A 23,481-nucleotide genomic window follows, 5' to 3' on the forward strand; every position below is an offset into this window, starting at 1 on the left:
AAGCTGGCATGCTGTCGGAGGTCGGCTATGAGATCAAGGAAAAGCAGTTCATCGTCTTCCAGGGCTGGGCGCCGCATCCGATGAACACGATGTACGATTTCAAATATCTCACCGGCGGCGACAAATTTTATGGCCCCAACCTCGGCGCCGCGACGGTGACCACGCAGGTGCGGAAGGGCTACCTGCAACAGTGCCCGAATGCCGGGCAATTGTTGAAAAACCTCACCTTTGACATCGATTTTGAAAATGTCGGCATGGGCTACCTGATCAATGACGGCATGAAGCCGGAAGAGGCGGGGCTGAAGGCGATCAAGCTGAACAAGGATCGTCTGGACACCTGGCTTGCCGGGGTCACCACATTCGACGGCAAGCCCGGCCTTACCGCGGTCAAGGAAAAGCTTGGCCTGTGAGACCGGCAGCATTTGATGCCTTTCCGAATGGCTGGGCGGAACAGGACGGCTGGGCTGGCCGCAAGCAATTCATCAATAGCGGCGATCTCGACATTGCTTATGTCGAGATCGCCGGCGCCGAGCCGGCGCTGCTGTTGGTGCACGGCTTCACTGACACCAGCCGCAGCTTTTCGCTCCTGGCGCCGCATCTGGCCGGACGTCGGCTGATCATGCCGGATCTGCGCGGCCATGGCGGGTCGCAAACTGGCGAAGGTTGCCGCATCGCCGATTTCGCAAGTGACATTGCTGGATTGATCGCCCACTTGCGACTTGACCGGCCGGTGCTCGTCGGCCATTCGCTGGGCGCCATGGTGGCTATCGCGTTGGCTGCGCGGCATAACGAACTCATCGGCGGGCTGGTATTGTTGGCCGGCACATTGAAGCCCGACCTGGCGCAGAACCATCCACTGGTCATGGGCGTTGAGGCTCTGCGCGACCCGATATCGCCGGACGACCCGTTCTATGCCTGGTGGCATGCCTGCCGGCCTGGCGTGCCCCAGCCCTTTCTCGCAGGCCTGGCCAAAGACGCCTCGGAGATGCCGGCATCACGCTGGCAAGCGACCCTGAAGGAAATTCGCCGCACCGATCTGAGTGACCTGGCGCGAGCCGTGCAGGCTCGAACGCTGATCATCGCCGGCCAGCACGACCCGCTGTTCGGCCAGGCGCATCAGCAGGCGCTGTTGGACGCCCTTGTTGGGGCAAGCCTCGTGCACGCCGAGGAGTGTGGCCACAACCCTCATTGGGAAGATCCGGCTTTTGTCGCCGAGGCGATCAGCAAGACATTCGGATTCCGCTAGCGCCCGAACAAAGCGCGTGCCGCCGGCACGTCCTGCCGGGCTTCGGCACCATCACCATCCCTGATCAAGCGGACCGCTGCCCAAGCCGCGAACGCGAGGTCGGGGACAGACGCAAAGTCTCGGTTGGTCTGGTCAGATCCTGCTGGACCGCTTGCCAAAACACCTGCCATGCAGGCGAACCGGCCAGCGTGGCCTCGTGGCGGGCGTGTGTTTCCGGGCTGTCAAATCCCATGACGCTGATGAAGACGTTTTCGATGGCCCGTATCGGCAGGCGCGGAAAGCTGTTTTCGGTATGCTCGGTAACGAACGCGGCGAACACGCGCGCGCCGGGTGCGGTCATCAGCGGCGCCATCTCGGGCTCGAAGCGACTGGCAAAAATGCCCTCGGCGCCTGGCCGCAAATGATGAATCCGGATCACAACAATCGCCGACAGGGGCTTGTTCCGGCTTGATTTTTTGTCGGCGGTCAAGCCTGCCCGCAGTGTGCCCGAGAGATCAAAACCGGCGCCTGGCCATGCCGGCTTGAGCAGCAACACATCGTCGGAATCGATCATTGTTGCGTTGGCCGCATTGCTATGCGCCGCCCAGATCGGCCCGCCATAAAAGGCGGTCAGTGCATCCCTGCGCGCGTCCATGCCGTCGAAACCGCGCATCCAGACGAACATGTCCGGACGATCGAGATCCCTGAACTGGCCGATGATGGTCATCCCGACGTCTTCCTGGCCCTCGATCAGTCTGCCGTCGAAGATGTCGATGAGCGTGTCACGCTTGCCGGGCTTCAGCGTGTATTGCCGCAGCTCGACCACAGGCGAGGCGAGCACCGCGGGTTGCGGCGTGGCATTCAGGGGCAGGTTCATCCGTCAGTCTCCAAGAACAGGGTGATTGTCCTGTTTATAAACAGACCGGTTGTCCTGTTTTGTCAACATGCTATTGTTCGGTAATGTCAGCAGAGATCACAACTCGACCGAGGCTTCGGTCGCGAAAGCGCATCAACGACCCCGAAGGCATGCGCAACAAGGTGCTCGATGTCGCGGAGGCGGCGTTTCAGGCGCGCGGCTATCATGCCTCCAGCCTCGGCGACCTGATGGCGGCGGCTGGTGTCAGCGGCGGCGCGCTGCACCACCATTTCCCGACCAAGAAGGCGCTGGCGCTGGCGGTGATCGACGAGCGTGTGGCGGCAGCGGTCGAAGCGACATGGATCGCGCCGGTGCGGGCGGCGGCTTCGGCACGCGAGGGCGTGCGCGCGGTGTTCGAGGCCGTGGCAGCGGAACTGGAACAGCAGGGTTTCGTGCGCGGCTGCCCGCTCAACAATCTGGCGCATGAACTGTCGCTCGCCGATCCCGATTTCCGGACGGCACTTGCCCGCATCTTTTCGGCATGGCGCCAGGCGATCGCCGACAAGGTCAGGGCCGACCAGCAGGCGGGCGGGGAGCAAGGCATCGACCCCCAGCGCTTTGCAGCACTTGCCGTAGCCACCTATTCCGGCGCCATGTCGATGGCCAAGACGGCGCAGGATGCGGGTGTGCTGCGCGACTGCCTGCCGGTGCAGGGCGAGGCCTGGAAATGATCCCGAAAGGTGATCGAGCAGTTCTGTGACGCTGTTGTCGCGATGTCGCGCGTTGAACTGGACGGCCGGCCGCTCTCCATGCTGAAATTCACCTCATGATGAATCGCCGCTCGCCTGGTTTGTTTTCTCGACGCAACTTTCTGGCCCAGGCCGCCGGATTGGCCGCGGCCGGCGCGTTGTCGTGCCCGGCACGCAGCCAGACCGGGCAGCGCGTCGAGCCGATCGACGCCACCTTCCTGTTCATCGCAGATGTCCATGCCTGTCGCATGGCGAGCGGCTTGAGCCCCAACTGCCAAAAGGAAGGCAAGACCGACGCCGCGCTGCTGCGCAACATCGCAGCGCTGAACGCCCTCGGCGACAAGGATTGGCCGGCCGAGATCAACGGCGTCGCCACCGGTCTGCGCTCGGCCGGCAGCCGTATCGGCACGCCGCTTGGGCTCGTCGTTGGCGGCGACATCACCGACGATGGCGGCGGCCAGATCACGCAGCCGAGCGAGGGCACCCAACTGCTCCAGTTCAGCCAGCGCTACCAGCAAGGTGTCGGTTCCGATCGCGTGCACGTGCCGGTCTATGTCGGGCTCGGCAACCACGATCTCGACCAGAACGGCCCGCCGCACCATGTCGACTGGTACCGGCGCGAAATGCGCGACTATGTCGAGGTCAATCACCGCGCCGGCGTATTCTTCAAGCCGCCGGTGCCGGCCACCGACTACGACGTCGACAGCGATTGTTATTCCTGGGACTGGGGCGGCCTGCATCTCGTACAGACGCATCGTTTCGCCGGCGACACCGGCCACGGCGCCGACAGCGGCCTGCCATGGCTGAAGCAGGATCTGGCCACCTACGCTGCGGATGGCCGCCCGGTCATCCTGTTCCAGCACTATGGCTGGGACACCTTCTCGATAGAACGGTGGGATGCCGCCAAAAGGACGTATGACGATGGCGGTGCCGGCGCGCCGCACTGGTGGAGCGAGGCCGACCGGCAGGCCCTGCTGGCGGCGCTGAAGGGCTACAATGTCGTCGCCATTTTCCATGGCCACAAGCACGACACACCGCTGATCTACCGCGGCGACGGGCTCGACCTCATCAAGCCGAAGGCTGCCTATATGGGTGGCTTCGCGCTGGCCAGGGTGACTAGCGACGCCATGGACGTGGTGCTGGGCGAGGCGACCGGTGATCATGGCGAGGTCGCCTTCACCAACGCCTTCAGCAAGGACTGGAGCACATGAAAAAGGCGGCCCTGGCGGCCGCCTTTCCCGGGCAAAAGCGATATCCGATGGGGATCAGAGCGCCTTCTTGATCTTGTCCTTCACGTCGCCATAGGCCTTCTGCACCTTGCCGGCGATCTTGTCGGCCGTGCCTTCGGCTTGGGTCTGCCTGTTGCCGGTCGCCTTGCCGGCAGCTTCCTTGACAGAGCCCTTGACCTGCTTGGCCATGCCCGCGACCTGATCCTTGTTCACCATTTTCCGCATCTCCTGGGAGTTTGAATTCGGGGAATTCGTCCGCGGAGGCTAACGAGCCGGCGTCGGTTAGGTTCCAAGCTTCCCCAGCCGCGAATCAAAGTTGCGCAACCGCTTTCGGCGTTAAGGCTGGCAGGCTAAAGGACTTCAGGACAATCGTGCGCTCGGGGAGAAAAATGGCTGAATTCACACTCTATATCGGCAACAAGTGCTTCTCCTCATGGTCGCTTCGGCCCTGGGTGGCGATGAAGCATCTGGAGATTCCGTTCGAGGAGGGGTTCGTGCGGCTGCGCACGCCCGAGACTGCGGCCAATCTCGGCAAGATTTCGCCGACCGGGCTGGTGCCGGTCTTGAATCACAATGGCAGGATCATCTGGGAAACTCTTGCCATCCTTGAATATCTTGCCGACCTGTTTCCTGAGAAAAATCTCTGGCCGGCCGATATCGGCGCCCGTGCGCTGGCGCGCTCCGTGGCGACCGAAATGCATTCCGGTTTTCGCGAGGTCCGCTATGGCTGGCCGATGAATTTGCGTCGCCCGAAAGGCCACAAGCCTCTCGACGCCGAGGGCGAGGCGCAGCGGGAGCGCATCGAGGCCCTGTGGCGCGAGTGCCGGGAAGGACACGGCAAGGGCGGCCCGTTCCTGTTCGGCCACTTCACCGCGGCTGACGCCATGTATGCACCGATCGTCACCCGCTTCGACACTTATGGCGGCACGCTGGCGCCCGACACCAGAGCCTATGTCGATGCGGTGCTTTCAACGCCAGCAATGCGTCACTGGTACGCGGAGGCCGCCAAGGAAACCTGGCCCGAGCCTGGTCCGCACGAACAGGACTGATCTGGCACGCGGCTTCGAGCCTCGCAGCCGCAAATATGGTTTCAGGCGATGCGGCTGAGGGGCGCCTGTCTGTCCCTCGCGGATGTCGGCGGCAACGCCAGGCGTGTCTGGCTTGGAGTGAGGCAGTCTCCAAATGCATCCGGAATCGGCTGCGAACGAGAATTGACCGGAACGGCAATTCGGCATAATTCGTAACCAAATGGATACGTATTATGCCGCAGGCTGACCCCGACCGTTCCGTTTTCCGCGCAATTGCCGATCCGACGCGGCGCGCGATCCTCGACCGCTTGCGGCAGGGACCGGCGCCGGTCAACGAACTTGCCTCGGCCTTTTCGCAGAGCCGGCCAGCGATCTCCAAGCATCTCAGGGTCCTGCGCGAGCTCCGGGTAGTCTCCGAACAGAAATATGGCCGCGAGCGGCTCTACCGGCTGGAACCGGCGGAGTTGAAGGACGTGGCCGACTGGATCTTGCCATATCGCGATTTCTGGCAAGCGAGCCTCGGCAGCCTGAAATCCTACCTGGAGAATGAATGATGGCCAACAACGACAGACCGCGCGCTATCGCCGATGTATCGGCGGGCACGATTCTCGCCACGGTAACGATCGCGGTGCCGCCCGAGCGAGTGTTTCGCGCGTTGACGGCGGACGACCAGATACCGCTCTGGTGGGGGTCGGACGAACTTTACCGGACGACGAGACATACCGCCGACTTGCGGCCGGGCGGGGCGTGGCGATCGGAAGGCAAGGGGGCCGACGGTCAGGACTTTCATGTCCAGGGCGAGTATCTCAGGGTGGAGCCGCCGCACCTTCTGGTGCTGACGTGGAAAGCGCCATGGGACGGCGACAACGTCACCACCGTGACCTACATGCTCGAGGCGGTGGGTGCCGGAACGCGGCTGACCTTACGCCATGAAGGGTTTGGCGTCCGTCAAGGCGCATGCCGCGATCACGGCTCCGGCTGGGAGCGCGTGCTCGGCTGGCTGACCACTTTCCTCACCGATGAAGCCGGCAGCAAGCCGCAAGGCGTGTTCCACTGCCGGCTGATCCCGCCCCGGCCCGACTTTGCCTTCACCCTGACCGATGCAGAAAAAACACTGATGAAGCAGCACTCGGACTATCTGCGCGGCAAATTGGGTGAGGGGGCTGTCATCCTGTTTGGGCCGGTCGCTGATCCCGCCGGTCCCTGGGGGCTCGGTATCGTGCGTGCCGTCGATGAGGCCGCCGTCCGGGCGCTGACCGAGGCGGACCCGACGGTTCGTTCCGGGTTGGGCTTTCGATACGAGATCCTGCCGATGATGACCGCCGTGATGTGAGGGCAAAAACAAAAACGCCCCTCGCGCCTTTTATCGCGCGGGAGGCGTCTTTTGCCGTCAACCTTTCCTTCGATTGCTCTCATGAACTGCTGACGACACAGCTAAAATGCACGGGCGCCGATCTGGTTCCCGGCATGTTGCGTTTTTTTGGAGCGGCGGCGTTTCGTTTCCTTCTCGCCGGACAACTTTGCGCCTGATCTCGATGGCGGCTAAACCAGAAATTGACACGGCGCAAAAAGAAGCCTACAAGAATTTCGTCGATATTTGTTTGACCGACTTTTGTTATCCGCGCACGCATGCGCGCCTTTGACGAACTTCCCCATCAAAAATCGAGACAAAAATCGTTGTGCATTCGCACCGCGATTAACGAATATTTGCCATGGAAAGGGTTCGTCATGAGCACCGGCACAGTTAAATGGTTCAACGCCACCAAGGGTTTTGGTTTTATTCAGCCTGACGACGGCTCGGCCGACGTTTTTGTCCACATCTCGGCCGTAGAGCGCGCCGGCATGCGCGACATCGTCGAGGGCCAGAAGCTCGGCTACGAGATGGTCCGCGACAACAAGTCGGGCAAGATGTCCGCCGACCAGTTGAAGGCGGCCTGAAAACAGAATTCAGCCTTCCCGGTGACCACGGATGTACTGGCACCGGTGAATGGCGAATTCGGGCGCTTGGCCGCGGAGACTTGAGTTTCTACGGCATGCGCATGTGAAGGGCGTTGCCTTGCATCCCTGGTGCATCCTTCTGGATGTCACCTGTGCATCCTTCTGGATGTCATTGGATGCGCGGCGCTCTCATGGGGAGGTCAGGCGGTGCCTGGCCTTTTTCATTTTGCGCGTCTTGCCGCCGAAAGTGCACTGCGCGTCGGCCTGAACGTGCTAAGGGACGCTCCAGCAATTTGAATCCGCTGCCGTATTGCTTTGTGCGTGGTCCTGACCGAAGACCCGGTCTCGCCATGTCTGCACCAGCTCCTGACAGGAGAAAGATTTTGACCGCCAATTCGAAGACAGCCCCTGATCAGGCCGTGTCCCTGTTCAGCAAGACGCAGACCCAGTCGATGTCACTCAACCGCATCATTTCCGAGCGCGATGCCGTCAGCGAGGCGCGGGAAGCCAAGACCGCGCGGCTACGCGAACAGCGCCTGGAGAAGGAGGCCGATGAGATGGCCGCGGCCGCGGCTCTCGCCGCTTTGCCGAAACGAGTCGGAAAACGCTGATGGCCACCAAGCGCGTCCCGCCTACTCCGATTGCGACCGATGCGACCATTGCCGACATGGTCGAAGGCCTCGACAAGCCGGTCGAATATGTCCGGCGCGTGCTGGAAAAACTCGAACGCTGCAAGCGTGCCCATGGGGACGCCCAGGTGCGCGTCGGCGTGCGTGGCCGGGCTGAGTGCCCGAACTACCTGATCGAGTATGTCCGCGAAGACACCAAGACGCATGAGCGGGTGACTTATCAGGATGCCGCCTACAGCGGCAGCACGCATCGCGAACTGGCGCCCCACCACATCGAGGCGGTTAAGAACTGGTCGCCCGAGGAAATGAACATCACGGCGGTTTCGGCGCTGATCGGCCGCTTGCGCAATCCGCGCGCTCCATCATCGCGTTTCGCCGACGAGGACTGACATGGCCATAAAATTCTCCGCCAAGGACCAGCCTGCAACGCCAGCTGCTGCAAAACCGGGCAAACCGGTTGCCGCGCCGAAAGCCGACGAAGCCGCGACCGATCTGTTCAAGTCGCCGGTGGATGCGCCAAAGGGCAAGACAGGCAAGAAGAAATAACACCTTGCCGCAAGACGCCGATCACAACCCTGCCGAGCCGGGACTGTTCGCCTTCGCGGCCGCTGCAAGTCTTTCGTCGTCGCAACGCAGCACCGGCCCTGTCTTCGACTGCCAGAGCTGCGGCGCCTGCTGTTCCTATTCGGCGGAGTGGCCGCGCTTTTCCACCGAGGATGACGCCCATCTCGACCGCATCCCGGAAAAATATGTGGCAGCCAACTTGTCCGGCATGCGCTGCGACGGCGTGCGCTGCTCGGCGCTCTCCGGCGAGATCGGCAAGTCGACCGCTTGTGGCATCTATGAAGTCCGCCCGGATGTCTGCCGCGCCTGCATGCCGGGCGACGACGATTGCCTGATGGCGCGCCGCGCGCACGGATTGCCGACGTCTTAAAGTCCTTTTTTTCGCGCAGGTTGTCGCAAGACCGCTGCGCACTTTCGGACGACACGCACCGGCAACGACAGCCGGCGGCTTGTGTGCAACCTCCTTGCTGGCTACGCTGCTACAGGGCAGGCGCGCCGGGAGGAACCATCGTGAGCATCGAATTTCTGTTGACGTCGCTGATCGTCGTGGCTTCGCCCGGCACCGGTGTTCTCTACACGCTGAGCGCCGGCCTTTCGCGCGGCGCACGCGCCTCGATCATCGCCGCCTTCGGCTGCACGCTCGGCATCATTCCGCACATGGCAGCCGCCATCACCGGCCTTGCGGCGCTGCTGCACACCAGCGCGGTTGCCTTCGAGACGCTGAAATATCTCGGCGTCGCCTATCTGCTCTACATGGCCTGGAACACACTGAAGGAGAAGGGTGGCCTGAGCGTCGAGCAGGATGTGACGCCCCGCTCCGCCGGCAAGGTGATTGCGACCGGCGTCCTCGTCAACGTGCTCAATCCGAAACTGTCGATCTTCTTCTTCGCCTTCCTGCCGCAATTCGTCAGCACCACCGAGCCGAATGCGCTGTCGAAGATGCTGGAGCTCAGCTCCGTCTTCATGCTCCTGACCTTCGTTGTTTTCGTCGGCTACGGCATCTTCGCCGCCTCGATCCGCAGCCATGTCGTGTCGCGGCCGATGGTGCTGACCTGGATGCGCAGGACCTTCGCCGGCGCCTTTGTCATGCTCGGCGCAAAACTGGCCTTGGCAGACCGGTAGCGGCGAGCGGTCAGGGGCGGCTATCCCTTGACGTACCCCATCGCTTCGACGATCAGCCCGCCCTCGACGCGCATCAGATTGACGCCGCGGATGGAGTTGCCATCGGCGAGCCAATAGCGCCAACGGATCGTCGCCCGTTCGCCCGCAACGAATGTCTCCTCAAGGTCGAATCGCGTGCCGGGCTGGGTGGCGATCGCTGACCACAGCTGGACGCACGCCTCCCGACCGACATGACGGGCGCCGTCCGGTGCCGGCACGGTGTTTTCGATCACGCAGTGTTCGGCGACCAGGCCGGGGAGTGCCGACGGATCATGCAACTGGAACACGTCGTTGAAGCGCTGCATGATTTCAGCTGTCTGCCTGGACTGTTCGTCGGGATGAACGGTCACGATGCTGTCCTGTTTCATCTCATCCTCCTGATTTCATTGTTGCGTAGCGGCGGTCGCGACGAGCTCGGCTTTCAGCGTGATGGTTGCCACGCCGGCCAGGGCGCGCGACACAAGGCATGCCGCTTTCGCCGTTTCCGCAAGGTTCTGGAATTCGTCCGGGGCAATGCCCGGGATCTCGGCTTGGGTCTCAATTTCGATGCGGGTGATCGTCGGCCCCGCAGCGGTTGCGCCGAGATGCACCTTGGCGATCGTGTTGATGCTTGTCGGGACGTACTTGGCGCCGCCCAGTATGGCGCTCAAAGCCATCGAGAAGCAGCCGGCATGCGCTGCCGCGATCAGTTCCTCCGGGTTCGTGCCCGGACCGTTTTCGAAACGCGACGGAAAGGAATAAGCGCCTTCGAACACACCGCTGCCGAGCCGTAGCCGTCCTGAGCCTTCCTTCAGCGTGCCTTGCCACTCGGCCGAAGCTTTACGAATTGTCATTGTCTGCACTCCTTGGTTCCGAGAAATGGATGGGTCAGGCGCCGTCGACGACCACTTTTCCGAAGACGTCGCCCTGCTGGAAATAGCGGTACGCATCACCGGCTTGGGTGAAGGCAAAGACCTTGTCGATGACGGGCCGCAGCCGGTGATGTGAGACAGCGCGCAGCATGGCTTCGAGATTGGTCCGGCTGCCGACGAACAGGCGGCTGATGGTGGCGAGGCTGCGCTGGTAGAGCGCTGCCGGCATCTCGATTGACCTGCCTTGCTGGTCCTGCAGCGTCAGCAGCACGATGTGCCCGTAGAGCGTGCTGGCGATCAGCGATTGCGCGAATGTCGCCGGGCCGCCGGTTTCGACAACGAGGTCGATGCCGCCTGTCTGGTCGCGGACAGTCGCACCCCATTCGGGCATCTCCGAAGTCGAGATCACAAGGTCGGCGCCCAGCATCCGCAGCCTCTCGGCCTTCTCGCCACGTGAGGTGACGGCGACGACGCGGCAGCCGAGCAGCTTGGCGAACTGTAGCGCAAACAGCGAGACGCCGCCCGAGCCGATGACCAGAACCCACTGGCCAGGCTTCGGAATTCCAGCGCCGGTCACCGCATTCCAGGCGGTCAGGCCGGCGCAGGTCAGCGTTGCTGCTTCGTGCCAGTCGAGATGATCTGGCAAGCGCACGGCCCATTGCTCGTCGAGAACGGCATGTTCGGCCAGCATGCCGTCAAGCGTGCAGCCGAGCTGGTCGATGAGGCCGGCGTTGATGCGGCCGTCGATCCAGCGGGCGAAATAGCTGCCGGTCACGCGATCGCCAACGGCAAAGCGGGTGACGGCATCGCCGATGGCGACGATTTCGCCAGCCCCGTCGCTCAGGGGAACGACGCCCTGGCGTGGCGTCAGCGGATAGGCGCCGTTGAGGATCATCGTGTCGCGCCGGTTGAGCGAGGTGGCGCGAACGCGCACGACGATCTCATGCGGTTTCGGCTCCGGGCGCGCTTCGTCGCGCATCACCAGGCGTTCCGCCCCGCTGGATCCTTCAAGACGATAGGCGTTCATGTCGACCTCTCAAATATATAGACTGATCTACATATTATGTAGACCGATTGTCATATTTGATGCAAGGCCTATAATGATGGCTACTGACAGAGGTTGACATGGCCAACGACACCCGCACCCGCATACTCGAGACGACAGCGCTGCTGCTCAGGCAGCGCGGCTATCACGGCACCTCGCTCAACGACATTTTGAGCGCCAGCGGTGCGCCGCGCGGCTCGCTCTACTTCCATTTTCCCGGCGGCAAGGACCAACTGGTCATCGAGGTGACGCGTGACAGCGTCGACAAGGTGACGAAAAGGCTCGGCGCGGCATTGGCCGCCGAGCAGGATCCGGCAGTGGCCGTCCACCATATCTACCAGGAGGTCGGACACATGCTCGAGGAGAACCAATTCACGCTCGGCTGCCCGATCGCACCCGTGGTGCTGGATTCACCGGTCGATGTACCGGAGCTGGCCGAATTGTGCCGGTCGGCCTTCGAGCAATGGATCGGCCTTCTGCAACAGGCCTTCGTCAGGGCAGGGGTGCCCGAGCGCCGCGCCCATGCCCTGGCGCTGCTGGTCGAATCGTCGCTGGAAGGGCTGATGGTGATCGCGCGCGCCACCCGCGACCGCGCCCCGCTGCAGGCGGTCGCCGACGAAGTCGCGGCACTGATTGAAGGCGCGGTGCTGGCTGGAGAGGCACGGCGACGCGCGGATGCCGCGGTCTGAGGCCGCTGCGATCAAGGTGCAGGCGAACAAAAAGGGCGCCTTTCGGCGCCCTTTCCATAAGCTCAGCGAGATTGGCTGGATTAGAAGTCCATGCCGCCCATGCCGCCCATGCCGCCGCCGCCCATGCCGCCAGGCATGCCGCCGCCAGCCGACTCCTTCTTCGGAGCCTCCGCGATCATGGCTTCGGTGGTGACGAGCAGGCCGGCAACCGAGGCCGCGTCCTGGAGAGCCGTGCGCACGACCTTGACCGGATCGACGATACCCATGGCGATCATGTCGCCATACTCGCCGGTCTGGGCGTTGTAACCGAAGGTCGCGCCCTTGTTCTCAAGGATCTTGCCGGCAACGATCGATGCTTCCGCACCGGCGTTCGCCGCGATCTGGCGGGCCGGAGCCTGCAGTGCACGACGAACGATGTTGATGCCAGCGGCCTGGTCGGCATTGGCGCCGGTGGCCTTGATGTTGGCCGAAGCGCGCAGCAGGGCAACGCCGCCGCCTGCAACGATGCCTTCTTCCACGGCCGCGCGGGTCGCGTTGAGGGCGTCATCGACGCGGTCCTTCTTTTCCTTGACTTCGACTTCCGTCGCGCCGCCGACGCGGATCACCGCAACGCCGCCCGCGAGCTTCGCGAGACGTTCCTGCAGCTTCTCCTTGTCGTAGTCCGAGGTGGTCTCTTCGATCTGCTGCTTGATCTGGGCAACGCGGCCCTGGATCTCGGCCTTCTTGCCGGCGCCGTCGACGATGGTGGTGTTCTCCTTGGAGATCGACACCTTCTTGGCGCGGCCGAGCATGTTGAGGCCGACGTTCTCGAGCTTGATGCCGAGGTCTTCCGAAATGACCTGGCCACCGGTGAGGATGGCGATGTCTTCCAGCATGGCCTTGCGGCGATCACCGAAGCCCGGCGCCTTGACGGCGGCGATCTTCAGGCCGCCACGCAGCTTGTTGACGACCAGCGTGGCCAGAGCCTCGCCTTCGACGTCTTCCGAGATGATGAGCAGCGGCTTCGAGGTCTGCACGACGGCTTCGAGAACCGGCAGCATGGCCTGAAGGTTGGAGAGCTTCTTCTCGTGCAGGAGGATGTAGACGTCCTCGAGCTCGGCAACCATCTTGTCGGCGTTGGTGACGAAGTAGGGGCTGAGGTAGCCGCGGTCGAACTGCATGCCTTCGACGACTTCGAGTTCGGTCTCGGCGGTCTTGGCTTCCTCGACCGTGATGACGCCCTCGTTGCCGACCTTCTGCATCGCTTCCGCGATCATCTTGCCGACCGACTCGTCGCCATTGGCCGAGATCGTGCCGACCTGGGCAACTTCCTCGGAGGTCTTGATCTTCTTGGCAGCCTTGCCAAGCGCCGCGACGACTTCGGTCACGGCCAGATCGATGCCGCGCTTCAGGTCCATCGGGTTCATGCCTGCGGCAACCGACTTGTGGCCTTCCTGGACGATCGACTGCGCCAGAACGGTCGCGGTCGTGGTGCCGTCGCCGGCAATGTCGTTGGTCTTCGAAGCAACTTCGCGGACCATCTGCGCGCCCATGTTTTCGAACTTGTCCTCGAGCTCGATTTCCTTGGCGACGGTGACGCCGTCCTTGGTGATGCGCGGGGCGCCGAACGACTTGTCGATAACGACGTTGCGGCCCTTGGGGCCGAGCGTGACCTTCACCGCGTCGGCGAGGATGTTGACGCCGCGCAGCATGCGCTCGCGGGCATCACGGGAGAATTTTACGTCTTTGGCAGCCATTTTTAACTCCTGGCAAGGGCTTGGATTGAGCCCGGGAATTCAGTTGACGGAAGGTGCTGATATCAGCCGATGATGCCCATGATGTCGGATTCCTTCATGATCAGAAGGTCTTCGCCATTGAGCTTGACTTCGGTGCCCGACCACTTGCCGAACAGGATGCGGTCGCCGGCCTTGACGTCCAGCGGAACGAGCTTGCCGGCTTCGTCACGAGCGCCGGAGCCGACAGCGATGATCTCGCCTTCCTGCGGCTTTTCCTTTGCCGTATCGGGGATGATGATCCCGCCGGCGGTCTTGGATTCGGATTCGACCCGGCGAACGACCACGCGGTCATGAAGCGGGCGGAACTTCGACTTTGCCATTTTTTCTTCCTCGATGAGAACGGTGAGAACAGTTCCTCCGTCCGGCGACGCCGGACACATGGTTAGCACTCACCAATGGCGAGTGCTAACGTGGCGCTGAAATAGGCCGCCGGCCTGCCAGAGTCAAGGCGCGACACGCTGTCGAAACACGCGAAATTCGCATGAGGCGGTGGCTAGAGAAAGAGCCGCAACTGAGTGTGGATGATCGACCGGTAATCCTCGATGGTTTGTCGACTTTCCACTTCGCCCTCGGCAAGCGCCAGGCGCACCACACCACCGGCTAGCTGGAAGATCAGCAGAACGATGCGTTCGAACTGCTCCCGCTTCTGGAGTTCGAGCAGGCCGATGACGTGGTCGCAGAACATCTTGGCTTGATGCCGGGTTTCGGCGATGTCGAGATTCTTGAGCGCCTTGTCGGCCTGGATGGCGTTCTGCAGATCCTGGATGGCCGGATCGCCTGCGACACGGCTGTGATAGTCGTCAAGCAGCCGGTCGGCGGCCACGATCACGTCCTTGGCTTCGCGGATGTCGCTGATGATCGCTGTCAGCCGCGTGCGGCTGACCTCGGAAAACCGCTGGTAGAGCATTGCCAGGATCGCTGACTTGTTGGGAAAGTAATGGTAGACGGTGGCGATCGGTCCGCCCGCCAGCATGCCGACCTCCTTCATGGTCACGGCGTCGATGCCCTTTTCGCCGATCAGCCGCATGGTTGTCGACAGGATCGCGTCGATGCGCTCGCGGCTGCGCTCCTGCTTGGGTTTGCGCCTGGGTTCGGTGGCCGTTCGCGTTGCTTCCATCATGCACGGGTCTTTCGCACGAGTTTCCAAATTCTGATTGACAAAAAATATGATCAAGTATCAGTTTCTGAAATGCTGACAGACTGTCAGTTTTTTTGCCGCACGGCAAGGACGTTGGGAGGCGCCTTTGACTTCGACAGATACCGGGCACCCCGGAAGCGGCGACTGGCTGGTCGGCAATCCCACCGGCAGGCAGCTTGCCTCGGCGCTGTGGATCGGTTCGGTCGGCCTGCTCATTCTCGGACTGCAGCCGGTGCTGCTCGGCGCCCTTTTCACCGAGGGCCATGTCCGCGGCGATGAGCTGGCGCTGGTCGCCACCGCCGAGATGATCGCCATTGCCATCGGCTCGGCGATCGTGGCGATGCTGCTTTCGGCCCACAACATGCGCTGGAAAAGTGCGGCCCTCTTGCTCCTGCTGGCGATGGCGAATGTTTGGACGGCCTATGCCGCTGGCGCCAACATGCTGATTGCGGCTCGCGCCCTGGCAGGCCTGGCCGAGGGCGGCCTGGTGGCGGTCGCCACCGAACTCATTGCCCGCTCGCGGCGAGCCGAGCGCGTCGGCGGTTATTTCGTCACCATGCAGACGCTGGCGCAATGCGCGCTTGCCCTGCTGCTGGCGCTCTATGTCATCCCGGCAGCCGGGTCGGCGGGCGGCTTCCTCGTTCTCGCCGTCGTCTGCGTTGCCTCGGTGGCGATCGCCTTCACCGTTCCCAGTGACTATGCCGATCTGCCCAAGGAAGAGAATCTGGCCAATGTGCTGACGGTCCCTTCGATGACCGCGCTGCTTTCGGTCTTCTGCTACTTCATGTTCTTCGGCGCGGTGTGGGCCTTTCTGGAGCCGCTTGGCGCACAATACGGCATCGATGGCCGCACCGTCGGCCTGATCGTCTCGGCCAGCCTCGCGGTTCAGGTCCTGGGTGCGATGACGGCGACCGTGTTCGAGGCGCGCATCGATTACCGCCTTGCCATTGCGGCGATCGGTGCCGTCGCGTTTGTCTGCTCCCTGGTCCTCGCCGGCGGACCTGACCTCATCTCATTCTGGGTTGCCGCCCTGATCATGGGCTTCATCCTCTTGTTCATCGTGCCTTATCAGATCCGGCTGGCGATCACCGCCGATGAGACGCGCACCGCCGTGCTGCTGGTGCCGGCGGCGCAGCTTTTTGGCCTGGCGATCGGGCCGGTCGCGGCGTCGTTGCTTATCGACGGCAAGGATTTTCGCCCGGTGCCGGAATTCGCCGCCACCAGCGCCATTGCCAGCGCGGCGCTGCTCGGCCTGTTCATCCTGGTGTCGCGGCGTCGCCGCGCCGTTGCCTGAGGAGGCAACATGTCGAACACCTGGAGCAACTGGTCCGGCTACGTCAGCGCTGAACCGCAGCTGATTGCCACCCCAACTGACGCCGGCGAACTCGGCGATCTCGTTCGCACCGCACCCGGGCCGGTCCGCGTCGTCGGTGCTGGCCATTCCTTCACGCCGCTGGTGAAATCCGAGGGCACGATCCTGTCCTTGGAGAGACTGGAAGGGCTGGTCTCGCACGACGTCGAAAAACATCAGGCGAGCGTACGGGCAGGGACCCGGCTCGGCCCGCTCATGCACATCCTGCAAGGCATCGGCCAGGGCCTGCCAAACATGGGCGACATCGACCGCCAGGCGATCGGTGGTGCGCTCGGCACCGCCACGCATGGCTCTGGACCGACGCTCGGTGCCTACCACACGCAGCTTGAAACGGTGCAGATCGTCGACGGGCTTGGCAAACTCCGCGACTTCAAGCGGGCAGGGGATCAGGAGATGATCCATGCGGTCGGCGTCGCTCTTGGCGCCTTCGGCGTGATGACCGAGGTGACGCTGAACAACATTGCGACCTACCGGCTGCGCCGCCGCAAATGGGTGCTGCCGATCGCCGACATGCTGCGCGATTTCGAAACGATGATGGCCGCGGCGCATCGTTCGGCCGAATTCTACTACATTCCGTTTTCCGGCTATGCGCAGTTCATCGCGAGCGATTTCAGCACCGCGGCGACCACCACGCGCCCGACCGAGGATGACGAGGGCGGGTTGAGGACGCTGCGCCGGCTGCGCACCGGGCTCGCCTGGCTGCCGTCGCTCCGCCGCAGGCTGATCCGCGGCGCCGTCGCGAAAGTGCCCGCCGAGGATTATGTGCAGGACTGGCTCAACGTCTACGCCAGCGACCGGCAGACCACGTTCAACGAGATGGAATATCATCTGCCGTTCGAGGAGGGGCCGAAGGCGCTGGCCGAGATCATCGAACTGACGGAACAGCGTTTTCCCGAGGTCTATTTCCCGATGGAGGTTCGCTCCGTCGCACCGGATCAGTTCTGGCTTTCGCCATTCCACAACAGGCTGACCTGCTCGATCGCCATCCACCATGACGCGGCAAGCGATCCGCTGCCGTTCATGCGGGCGGCCGAGCCGATCTTCCGCAAATATGGCGGCAGGCCGCATTGGGGCAAGATGCACAGCCTGAAGGCGGCGGACTTGAAAAAGCTCTATCCGCGCTGGGACGACGCCATGGCGGTCCGCCGCGACATCGACCCGCAAAACCGACTCATCTCGCCATACATGGCCGACCTGTTCGGCATCGACCAATGAGCGCCTATTTCGTCGCTCTTTCGGATGCGTTGAAGGAAGCCGGTATCTTCCAGCCCTGCCTGCTGCTCGATCGCGATCGGCTGGACCGCAACATTGCCCTGGTGAAAGAGAGGCTCGACCCCGGCCTTGCCGTGCGGCTGGTCGACAAGTCGCTCGCTTGCCTGCCGCTGCTGTCGCACATCGGCAAGGCTCTAGGCACCAATCGATTCATGACTTTCCATCCGCCGATCAGCGGAGCGGTGTTGAAGGCATTTCCAGATGCCGATCTGCTTTATGGCAAGCCGATGCCGGTCGAAGGGGCAAGGGCGGCACTGGTGAAAGGGGACGCCGACTGGTCGCGTGTCTGCTGGCTGATCGATACCCAGGAGAGGCTGGCCGAGTATGGCGCACTCGCGGACGAACTCGGCGTCGAGCTGCGCATCGCCTTCGAGATCGATGTCGGGCTGCATCGCGGCGGCTTTGCCAGCCCGGATGCCTTGTCGAAAGCATTAGGCGCGCTGCCGGTTCATCAACGGCTGCATTGCGAAGGCGTCATGGCTTACGAGGCACATGCGCCGCTCATCCCCGGCCTGTTCGGCGGGCCGGCCAAGGCGTTGGCGAAAGCTTCGGAACGGGCCACCGCCTTCGTCGCGTGCCTCGGCGCCGACCAGCGCCGTATCCTGAACATCGGCGGCAGCAAGACCGCGCTGCTACACCATCGCAGCGCCGCCAACGAGGTGTCGATGGGCTCGGYCTTTGTGCTGCCGAGCGATTTCGATACGCCCGGCCTCGAAGGCTTCCAGCCGGCGGCCTTTATCGCGACGCCGATCCTGAAAGTGGTTGAGCCGATGCTGCCCGGTCCACCGGCCGTCACCCACCTGCTGCAGGCGCTCGGCCGGTTTCCGCGCAAGGGCTGCTATCTCTATGGCGGCAAGTGGATGGCCGAGCCGGTCTTTCCCGAAGGAATGAAGACGAACGGCCTGCTCGGCCTCTCCTCGAACCAGCAATTCATGGGTCTGCCGGCTGACGCGACCGCAAGGCCCGGCGTCTACGCCTTCCTGCGCCCGACGCAGAGCGAGGCGGTGCTGCAGCAGTTCGGATCGATCGCGGTGTTTTCCGGCGGCAGGATCGCCGAGCGATGGCCCGCTCTGCCGATGGGATGAACGACTACGCCTTGACCGGTATCCAGATCTCCAGCCCGCCATTGCCGCTGCGCGGATCGAATTCGGGGCCGTAGCGCTCGAATTCGGGAGCATCCGCGATCTCGTGGCCGGAGGCCGGCAGCCATTTGTTCCAGATCGTGTTGACGGTCCGGCGGATGGTCGAGATGTGCTCGCGATGGGCAAAGACGGCATATTTCTGCGCCGGTACGCGCACCCGGCTGAATTCCCCGGGCAGGTCGGAAAAGTCGAATACCTCGACGCCGGCGATGTAGTCGAAATTGCCTGCATCGTCGCCGTTGACGCAGACGCCATAAGCGACGTCGCCGGTCTCGCCCGGGATGTTGCCGATATAGGGGCCAAAGCGCTGCCACTGCATGGGAATGGCGGCGCTGGTTTCGCAGCTGTAGCGTTCGCCGAGGCCGGCGATCAGGAACGGCCGGCTGGTCTCGAAGCGCGGTGGTTCGAGGTGGGCAAGAAGGGACTGGTCCATCAGGATCGGCTCCACGAGATCGAGGTTGTCGAGCGTGCCTCGCGCGCGCACCAGTTCCGGCGTGGTGCCGAACTGGTCACGGAAGGCGCGGGTGAACGCCTCATGCGAGTTGTAGTCGGCGTCGAGCGCGAGCGAGAGGATGTCGGGCGCCCCGCCGGCCAGCTTGCGCGCCGCTTCGGTCAGCCGGCGTGCGCGCATGTAGCCCATCACCGAGCGGCCGGTGGCGGCCCCGAAAGCCCGCGTCACATGAAAGCGCGACACGCCACTGCTTTGGGCGATGTCGTCGAGCGAGACCGCTTCGGGCAGATGGCTCTCGACGAACCACAGCGCTTTTTCCGTCGGATTCATCGAGTTCCTTCCCGCGTTGGCCAGATCATCTTGCTGTCTCTCCAAGCGGCCAGTTTGATTGAAATTGCGCACTGGGCAATAATGCACCAAATCCCGTGCCGCGTTGATGTGGGTTCGACGCGGCATGATGTGCAGTGTCCGGGGAGGGGTCCCAATGACGACGGCGACTGCCGGTCAGCTTTTCCGGTTCGGTGGATACACTCTCGACCTCGACAGGGGAACGTTGCGTGGCGTCAACGAGCCGCTGTTCCTGCGCCCGAAGGCCTACGCGCTGCTTTCGCACCTTGCCCGCAACATGGGCCGCGTCGTTCCGAAATCGGAACTGATGGATGTCGCATGGCCGGGTGTCTACGTCACCGAGGATTCGCTGACCCAGTCGATCCGCGAAATCCGCAAGGTGCTCGGCGATGACATGGTGCGCACAGTATCCAAGCGCGGCTATATGCTCGCCGCCGAAGCCGAGACTGCACCGGAGATCGGGGCGCAGCCGGTTGTAGCCGTGATACGCTTTCGCAACGACAGCGGTGATCCGGCCGACGAGGCGGTGGTCGACGGCTTTGCCGAGGATATCATCAACGGCCTGGCGCGCTTTGGGACGGTCACGGTGCTCGCCCGCAATTCGAGTTTTTCGTTCGCCTCCTTCGGACGCGACGAGTGGTCTCAAATCCGCGCCCGCATCGGCGCAGACTATCTTGTCGAAGGATCGCTGCGCCGGCAAGGCGAGCAAGTCATAACGGCAGTGAACCTGATCGACATCGCGACCGCAAGCCAACTCTGGGGCGACCGCTACCAGTCGCAGGGCACAGGCCTGTTCGCCATCGAGCAGGAGGTCGTCGAGCAGATCGTCGGCAGGCTGGTTACGCGGGTCACCAATGCAGGGTTGCAACAGGCATCGCGCAAGCCGGTCACCAGCCTTGCCGCCTATGAACTGGCTTTGCGCGGCTTTGCGCTGTTGCGTGATCCCGCCCAGACCGACCAGAAAGGTGCGGAGGCCCTGTTCGAGGCGGCAATCGCCAAGGATCCGAACTATGGACTGGCCTACACCTACCTCGCTCTGACGCGGGCGCTGGATGGAGAATTCGGGCGCGCCAGCGACGTAGTGCTGGAAAATGCGCGCGATCTCGCCGACAAGGGCCTGGCATTGTCGCCGGACCAGCCGACCGGCCATCGTGTGCAGTCATTGATCAGGCTGTATATGCGCGACCATGAAGCGGCCGAGCATCACATGCGTATCGCGCTGCAGCTCAATCCCTACGATGCCGACTGCATCGAGCAGATGGGCATGCTGCTCACCATGCGCGGTCGGCCGCTCGATGCGCTGACGTGGCTGGCGCGCGGCATCCGCATCGATCCCTTGCACCCGCACTGGTACCAGTTTGACCGGGCTCTGGCGCTCTACATGATGGGGGAATACCGGCAGGCGGCGGAGGCGCTGGAGCTAGCCACGCGTCCTGCACCCTGGATACGCACCAGGCTGGCAGCCTGCTATGCCCAGATAGGCGACATGGAACGGGCGCGTCGGCAGATCGCCCTCATCGAGGAGGGCGATCCGTTTTCGCCGATCGACTATGCTCTGCGCGGCGTGCCATTCGAGAACAAGGTCGACGCCGAGCATCTCGCGGAAGGCGTCAGACTCGCCCTCGGCGAGACCACGTCCGAGGCCGGTCAATCGACGACCACCACGATATAGCGGCCCTGATAGGCGCGGTAATATGTGCCGCCGCAACGCCAGACATCGAAGCCGTTGACCTTGGTGCGCACGCAGCCTGCCGGCAGTGTGGCGACCCAAGCCGTGGTGTGTCTCAGCACGCGCCATGCTGTGGTCCGCCGCGCCACGCCTGCGGCACTGCGGGGCGTCCAGGGCTGACCGATACGCGCTTCGGCCTGGCTGACGAATGACAGCGCCGGCAGGGTGCTGCCGATGATCTCTACGGCGAGGCCAATTGCGGCCGCCGTGGCGATCAGGCTGATTTTCTTCACGGATTCGATAGGCATTTTCTCTCTCCTGATTTTGGTTGTGATGAAACGTCTTTTCAGTACGCRCGAATGCGCACGCCGTTGGGTTGGCGCATTCAAGCCAGGCTGTGCATGGTGCCCGAGATGCGATAGGGCGCGCGCTCGGCGATCCGAGGCCTGATGGCGAGGCCTGCAATGTACCGCTGGAAGGACGCTGCCTCCTGGACCGGCGAGGCCAGCGCGACATGGCCGTCCGGCCTCACCAGATAGGCGCCGTCGCGCTGCAGGCCAGCGGCCTTGGCCGTGTCCGACCAGGCGAAGGCATGGATTGGGATACCGGCGGGCGCAAGCATCGCCCGGAACTCGGCATTGAGTTCTCCATAGACATGCACCTGCCAATCCAGCGATCGCAGCGGCTCGAAATTGTCGTCCCTGGTGCCGGCGATATAGGGTAGACGGTCGCCACCCTCGATCTTACCGGCCTTGCCGCTGCTGATCGGACTTTCGCGGTAGCGGATGCGGGTCTGCGAAATCAGCCCGAAAAACGCGCGCGATCCCGCCGTCGTCCCGAGCGCTATGCGCAGGATCTTCGGCATCAGGTAGCGGCGGAATAGCCCGACCAGCCGCGAGCGGCTGGTGGCGACCCGAAACGCCTGGTCGGTGCTGTCGATCAGCTTGCGGGCGAAGGCGATGCGCTCCGGCTCGTAGCTGTCGAGCAGGCGCTGGTCGGCGCGCCCCTGAACCACGGCGGCCAGTTTCCAAGCGAGGTTAACCGCATCGCCCATGCCGGTATTCATGCCCTGGCCGCCGGCCGGGCTGTGGATGTGGCCGGCATCGCCGGCGAGGAACACCCGGCCGATGCGGAAATTCTCGGCGACTCGATGATGCACGCGGTAGGTCGAGAACCAGTTGACCTGATGAACCTTGACGCCGGTGTCACGCTGGACATCGGCGCGGATCGTCTCGAAGGTGATCGACTCGTCGGCCTCATGCGCTTTCGGCACGATGCCGATCAGGCGCAGGGAGCCCGATTGCCGGACCGGCATGACGATCGCAAAGCCATAGGCGCTGATGACAGTGTCCATGCCATTGCGTGTGACGTCGCCGCGACCGTCGACGTCGGCGACGTAGAAGGACTGTTCGTAGGTGCCGCCGGGAAAGCCGATGTTCAGCCCGTGGYGCACGGCGCTGCGAGCGCCATCGCTACCGGCCAGGTAGGCGGCACTGACCGTTTCAGTGCGGCCGTCCCTATTCAAGGTAACGACGACAGCATCGCCCTTGTCCTCGAAGGCGACCAGCTCCGTGTCGCGCTCGACCTTGATGCCGGCACGTTCCAGGTGCGTGATCAGCACGCGCTCGTGGATGTCCTGCGGCAACGCGAAAGCGAACGGGTAGGGGCTGATGCCGCGGCCGAAGTCGGCCAGCGGCAGCCTGGCTGCTATGCCGGCAGGCGTGTGCACGGTGAGCTGTTCGATCCGCACGCCGGCGGCGAGCACGTCCTCGACGACGCCGATCTGGCGATGGAACTCCAGCGTACGTGCCTGGACGGCCAGCGCACGCGAGGTTTCGCCCGGGCCGGACGCCTTGTCGAAGATGCGGACCGGCACACCGAGCCGCGTCAACCAGAGCGCAAGCGTCAGCCCGGTCGGCCCGGCGCCGGCAATGAGGACCTTGGTCTTTGACATGCTCATTTTTCTTCTCCTTGAACAGTGCGGACTTTTTCGCCAGCCACATGGTCTTGCGATGTCGAGGCCGAAAAATCCCGATTCGTTTCTGAAAATTTTCCGATGTTTGGTTGAGTTGGTCGTCTGCTTGTGCAGGCATCGCCACCGCCTCGATCTATCGGCGCGGCAAGGATCGCGGCACGGCGGGCCGGGAATGTTGCCTTGAGTGGACAAGCCTCGGCAGAGCGTCGCTTGACAGCGCCAAGGGATACCCCGGTCAGTTTCATCGAATGCGCATCGAGCAAAATCGAAACGAAGGTGATCGGCCGATCCTGCAAGACGCCCATTTTTTGGGGGCGACGAGAATTGGCCGGAAAAGGCTATCGAAGCGATTGCGCAAACGTTTCGATGGTCCTA

The 23,481-nt window shown here is 63.2% G+C and carries 30 protein-coding genes; 18 read left to right on the forward strand and 12 right to left on the reverse strand.

From position 1 onward, the window contains the following. Positions 1-410, forward strand: a 410-nt coding sequence (locus AC1D0I_RS19095) for a glycine betaine ABC transporter substrate-binding protein (protein ID WP_477397008.1), incomplete at its 5' end; no start/stop codon positions are given. Then, on the forward strand, positions 407-1,246 hold the full coding sequence (locus AC1D0I_RS19100) for an alpha/beta fold hydrolase (protein ID WP_477397010.1): 840 nt from the start codon (positions 407-409) through the stop codon (positions 1,244-1,246). The genes AC1D0I_RS19095 and AC1D0I_RS19100, both read left to right, overlap by 4 nt. 64 nt (positions 1,247-1,310) lie before the next feature. Here the strand turns inward: AC1D0I_RS19100 and AC1D0I_RS19105 are convergent, their stop codons facing one another. Continuing rightward, a complete protein-coding gene (locus AC1D0I_RS19105; protein WP_477305954.1) occupies positions 1,311-2,102 on the reverse strand; it encodes an NIPSNAP family protein in 792 nt (263 codons plus the stop codon). 149 nt (positions 2,103-2,251) lie between these two features. Between AC1D0I_RS19105 and AC1D0I_RS19110 the strand changes: the two genes are divergently transcribed. Both AC1D0I_RS19110 and AC1D0I_RS19115 read left to right on the forward strand, forming a co-directional pair. Beyond that, positions 2,252-2,812: a TetR/AcrR family transcriptional regulator gene (locus tag AC1D0I_RS19110; RefSeq protein WP_477305956.1), complete on the forward strand. Its 561-nt coding sequence runs from the start codon at positions 2,252-2,254 to the stop codon at positions 2,810-2,812. A gap of 95 nt (positions 2,813-2,907) precedes the next feature. Next, positions 2,908-4,041 carry a metallophosphoesterase gene (locus AC1D0I_RS19115; protein ID WP_477305957.1) on the forward strand — a complete coding sequence of 378 codons (1,134 nt, stop codon included), beginning with the start codon at positions 2,908-2,910 and terminating at the stop codon, positions 4,039-4,041. A 54-nt stretch (positions 4,042-4,095) separates the two neighbouring features. Here AC1D0I_RS19115 and AC1D0I_RS19120 read toward each other — a convergent pair whose 3' ends face one another. Continuing rightward, complete coding sequence (locus tag AC1D0I_RS19120) at positions 4,096-4,284, reverse strand: CsbD family protein (protein WP_477226350.1); 189 nt, start codon at positions 4,282-4,284, stop codon at positions 4,096-4,098. Positions 4,285-4,448: 164 nt separating this feature from the next. Here AC1D0I_RS19120 and AC1D0I_RS19125 point away from each other — a divergent pair, with 164 nt between their 5' ends. The 9 genes from AC1D0I_RS19125 to AC1D0I_RS19165 all read left to right on the forward strand — a co-directional run bounded on the left by AC1D0I_RS19125 (position 4,449) and on the right by AC1D0I_RS19165 (position 9,340). Next, positions 4,449-5,108, forward strand: coding sequence for a glutathione S-transferase family protein (locus AC1D0I_RS19125; RefSeq protein ID WP_477305959.1), 660 nt, complete (start codon positions 4,449-4,451; stop codon positions 5,106-5,108). Positions 5,109-5,320: 212 nt separating this feature from the next. Next, the gene (locus AC1D0I_RS19130; RefSeq protein WP_477305961.1) at positions 5,321-5,641 is read left to right on the forward strand and encodes an ArsR/SmtB family transcription factor; all 321 of its coding nucleotides are present in this window, start codon (positions 5,321-5,323) and stop codon (positions 5,639-5,641) included. Continuing rightward, positions 5,641-6,420 carry an SRPBCC domain-containing protein gene (locus AC1D0I_RS19135; protein WP_477397012.1) on the forward strand — a complete coding sequence of 260 codons (780 nt, stop codon included), beginning with the start codon at positions 5,641-5,643 and terminating at the stop codon, positions 6,418-6,420. The genes AC1D0I_RS19130 and AC1D0I_RS19135 overlap by 1 nt, the downstream gene beginning before the upstream one ends. 395 nt (positions 6,421-6,815) lie before the next feature. Continuing rightward, positions 6,816-7,025 (forward strand): cold-shock protein, encoded by a 210-nt coding sequence (locus tag AC1D0I_RS19140; protein ID WP_010915421.1) that lies wholly within the window; start codon positions 6,816-6,818, stop codon positions 7,023-7,025. Between the two features lie 383 nt (positions 7,026-7,408). Further along, on the forward strand, positions 7,409-7,636 hold the full coding sequence (locus tag AC1D0I_RS19145) for a hypothetical protein (protein ID WP_095086096.1): 228 nt from the start codon (positions 7,409-7,411) through the stop codon (positions 7,634-7,636). Further along, a complete protein-coding gene (locus tag AC1D0I_RS19150; RefSeq protein WP_477287079.1) occupies positions 7,636-8,043 on the forward strand; it encodes a hypothetical protein in 408 nt (135 codons plus the stop codon). The genes AC1D0I_RS19145 and AC1D0I_RS19150 overlap by 1 nt, the downstream gene beginning before the upstream one ends. Before the next feature lies 1 nt (position 8,044). After that, positions 8,045-8,200 (forward strand): hypothetical protein, encoded by a 156-nt coding sequence (locus AC1D0I_RS19155; protein ID WP_477305967.1) that lies wholly within the window; start codon positions 8,045-8,047, stop codon positions 8,198-8,200. A gap of 4 nt (positions 8,201-8,204) precedes the next feature. Next, positions 8,205-8,588 carry a YkgJ family cysteine cluster protein gene (locus AC1D0I_RS19160; protein WP_477305969.1) on the forward strand — a complete coding sequence of 128 codons (384 nt, stop codon included), beginning with the start codon at positions 8,205-8,207 and terminating at the stop codon, positions 8,586-8,588. Between the two features lie 140 nt (positions 8,589-8,728). Next, entirely contained in the window at positions 8,729-9,340 is a 612-nt protein-coding gene (locus tag AC1D0I_RS19165; RefSeq protein ID WP_457150662.1) for a LysE family translocator, read from the forward strand. A gap of 20 nt (positions 9,341-9,360) precedes the next feature. Here the strand turns inward: AC1D0I_RS19165 and AC1D0I_RS19170 are convergent, their stop codons facing one another. From AC1D0I_RS19170 to AC1D0I_RS19180, 3 genes are read right to left on the reverse strand one after another with little or no spacing between them, the layout of a single operon-like run. After that, positions 9,361-9,747, reverse strand: a complete 387-nt coding sequence (locus AC1D0I_RS19170) for a nuclear transport factor 2 family protein (RefSeq protein WP_477397014.1) — start codon at positions 9,745-9,747, stop codon at positions 9,361-9,363. Between the two features lie 15 nt (positions 9,748-9,762). Then, positions 9,763-10,212 carry an OsmC family protein gene (locus AC1D0I_RS19175; protein WP_477305973.1) on the reverse strand — a complete coding sequence of 150 codons (450 nt, stop codon included), beginning with the start codon at positions 10,210-10,212 and terminating at the stop codon, positions 9,763-9,765. A 34-nt stretch (positions 10,213-10,246) separates the two neighbouring features. Beyond that, positions 10,247-11,257 (reverse strand): zinc-dependent alcohol dehydrogenase family protein, encoded by a 1,011-nt coding sequence (locus AC1D0I_RS19180; RefSeq protein WP_477305975.1) that lies wholly within the window; start codon positions 11,255-11,257, stop codon positions 10,247-10,249. A gap of 98 nt (positions 11,258-11,355) precedes the next feature. On the opposite strand from AC1D0I_RS19180, the gene AC1D0I_RS19185 reads away from it, so the two are divergent. Continuing rightward, a complete protein-coding gene (locus AC1D0I_RS19185) occupies positions 11,356-11,964 on the forward strand; it encodes a TetR/AcrR family transcriptional regulator (protein WP_477397016.1) in 609 nt (202 codons plus the stop codon). A gap of 80 nt (positions 11,965-12,044) precedes the next feature. On the opposite strand, the gene groL is transcribed toward AC1D0I_RS19185, so the two are convergent. From groL to AC1D0I_RS19200, 3 genes are all read right to left on the reverse strand, one after another. Beyond that, the gene (groL, locus tag AC1D0I_RS19190; RefSeq protein ID WP_095086076.1) at positions 12,045-13,700 is read right to left on the reverse strand and encodes a chaperonin GroEL; all 1,656 of its coding nucleotides are present in this window, start codon (positions 13,698-13,700) and stop codon (positions 12,045-12,047) included. Positions 13,701-13,762: 62 nt separating this feature from the next. Next, positions 13,763-14,059, reverse strand: a complete 297-nt coding sequence (gene groES, locus AC1D0I_RS19195; protein WP_006203049.1) for a co-chaperone GroES — start codon at positions 14,057-14,059, stop codon at positions 13,763-13,765. 173 nt (positions 14,060-14,232) lie between these two features. After that, positions 14,233-14,859, reverse strand: a complete 627-nt coding sequence (locus AC1D0I_RS19200; protein ID WP_477397018.1) for a TetR/AcrR family transcriptional regulator — start codon at positions 14,857-14,859, stop codon at positions 14,233-14,235. Positions 14,860-14,983: 124 nt separating this feature from the next. Between AC1D0I_RS19200 and AC1D0I_RS19205 the strand changes: the two genes are divergently transcribed. The 3 genes from AC1D0I_RS19205 to AC1D0I_RS19215 are packed head-to-tail and all read left to right on the forward strand — an operon-like array spanning position 14,984 to position 18,606. Beyond that, entirely contained in the window at positions 14,984-16,171 is a 1,188-nt protein-coding gene (locus tag AC1D0I_RS19205) for an MFS transporter (RefSeq protein ID WP_477397020.1), read from the forward strand. A gap of 9 nt (positions 16,172-16,180) precedes the next feature. Continuing rightward, positions 16,181-17,464 carry a D-arabinono-1,4-lactone oxidase gene (locus tag AC1D0I_RS19210; protein ID WP_477397022.1) on the forward strand — a complete coding sequence of 428 codons (1,284 nt, stop codon included), beginning with the start codon at positions 16,181-16,183 and terminating at the stop codon, positions 17,462-17,464. Then, entirely contained in the window at positions 17,461-18,606 is a 1,146-nt protein-coding gene (locus tag AC1D0I_RS19215) for an alanine racemase (RefSeq protein WP_477397024.1), read from the forward strand. The genes AC1D0I_RS19210 and AC1D0I_RS19215 overlap by 4 nt, the downstream gene beginning before the upstream one ends. A gap of 4 nt (positions 18,607-18,610) precedes the next feature. Here the strand turns inward: AC1D0I_RS19215 and AC1D0I_RS19220 are convergent, their stop codons facing one another. Beyond that, positions 18,611-19,444 (reverse strand): GyrI-like domain-containing protein, encoded by an 834-nt coding sequence (locus AC1D0I_RS19220; RefSeq protein ID WP_477397026.1) that lies wholly within the window; start codon positions 19,442-19,444, stop codon positions 18,611-18,613. A 154-nt stretch (positions 19,445-19,598) separates the two neighbouring features. Between AC1D0I_RS19220 and AC1D0I_RS19225 the strand changes: the two genes are divergently transcribed. Next, positions 19,599-21,134: a winged helix-turn-helix domain-containing tetratricopeptide repeat protein gene (locus tag AC1D0I_RS19225; protein ID WP_477397028.1), complete on the forward strand. Its 1,536-nt coding sequence runs from the start codon at positions 19,599-19,601 to the stop codon at positions 21,132-21,134. On the opposite strand, the gene AC1D0I_RS19230 is transcribed toward AC1D0I_RS19225, so the two are convergent. The 3 genes from AC1D0I_RS19230 to AC1D0I_RS19240 all read right to left on the reverse strand — a co-directional run bounded on the left by AC1D0I_RS19230 (position 21,110) and on the right by AC1D0I_RS19240 (position 23,411). Then, on the reverse strand, positions 21,110-21,439 hold the full coding sequence (locus AC1D0I_RS19230; protein WP_477397030.1) for a hypothetical protein: 330 nt from the start codon (positions 21,437-21,439) through the stop codon (positions 21,110-21,112). The two genes, AC1D0I_RS19225 and AC1D0I_RS19230, sit on opposite strands and share 25 nt — an antisense overlap. A gap of 77 nt (positions 21,440-21,516) precedes the next feature. Continuing rightward, on the reverse strand, positions 21,517-23,091 hold the full coding sequence (locus tag AC1D0I_RS19235; protein WP_477397032.1) for an FAD-dependent monooxygenase: 1,575 nt from the start codon (positions 23,089-23,091) through the stop codon (positions 21,517-21,519). Beyond that, on the reverse strand, positions 23,088-23,411 hold the full coding sequence (locus AC1D0I_RS19240; RefSeq protein WP_477397034.1) for a hypothetical protein: 324 nt from the start codon (positions 23,409-23,411) through the stop codon (positions 23,088-23,090). Before AC1D0I_RS19240 ends, AC1D0I_RS19235 begins: the two co-directional genes overlap by 4 nt. Positions 23,412-23,481 lie beyond the last annotated feature (70 nt).

The organism is Mesorhizobium sp. P2_D1 (genome assembly GCF_056404455.1).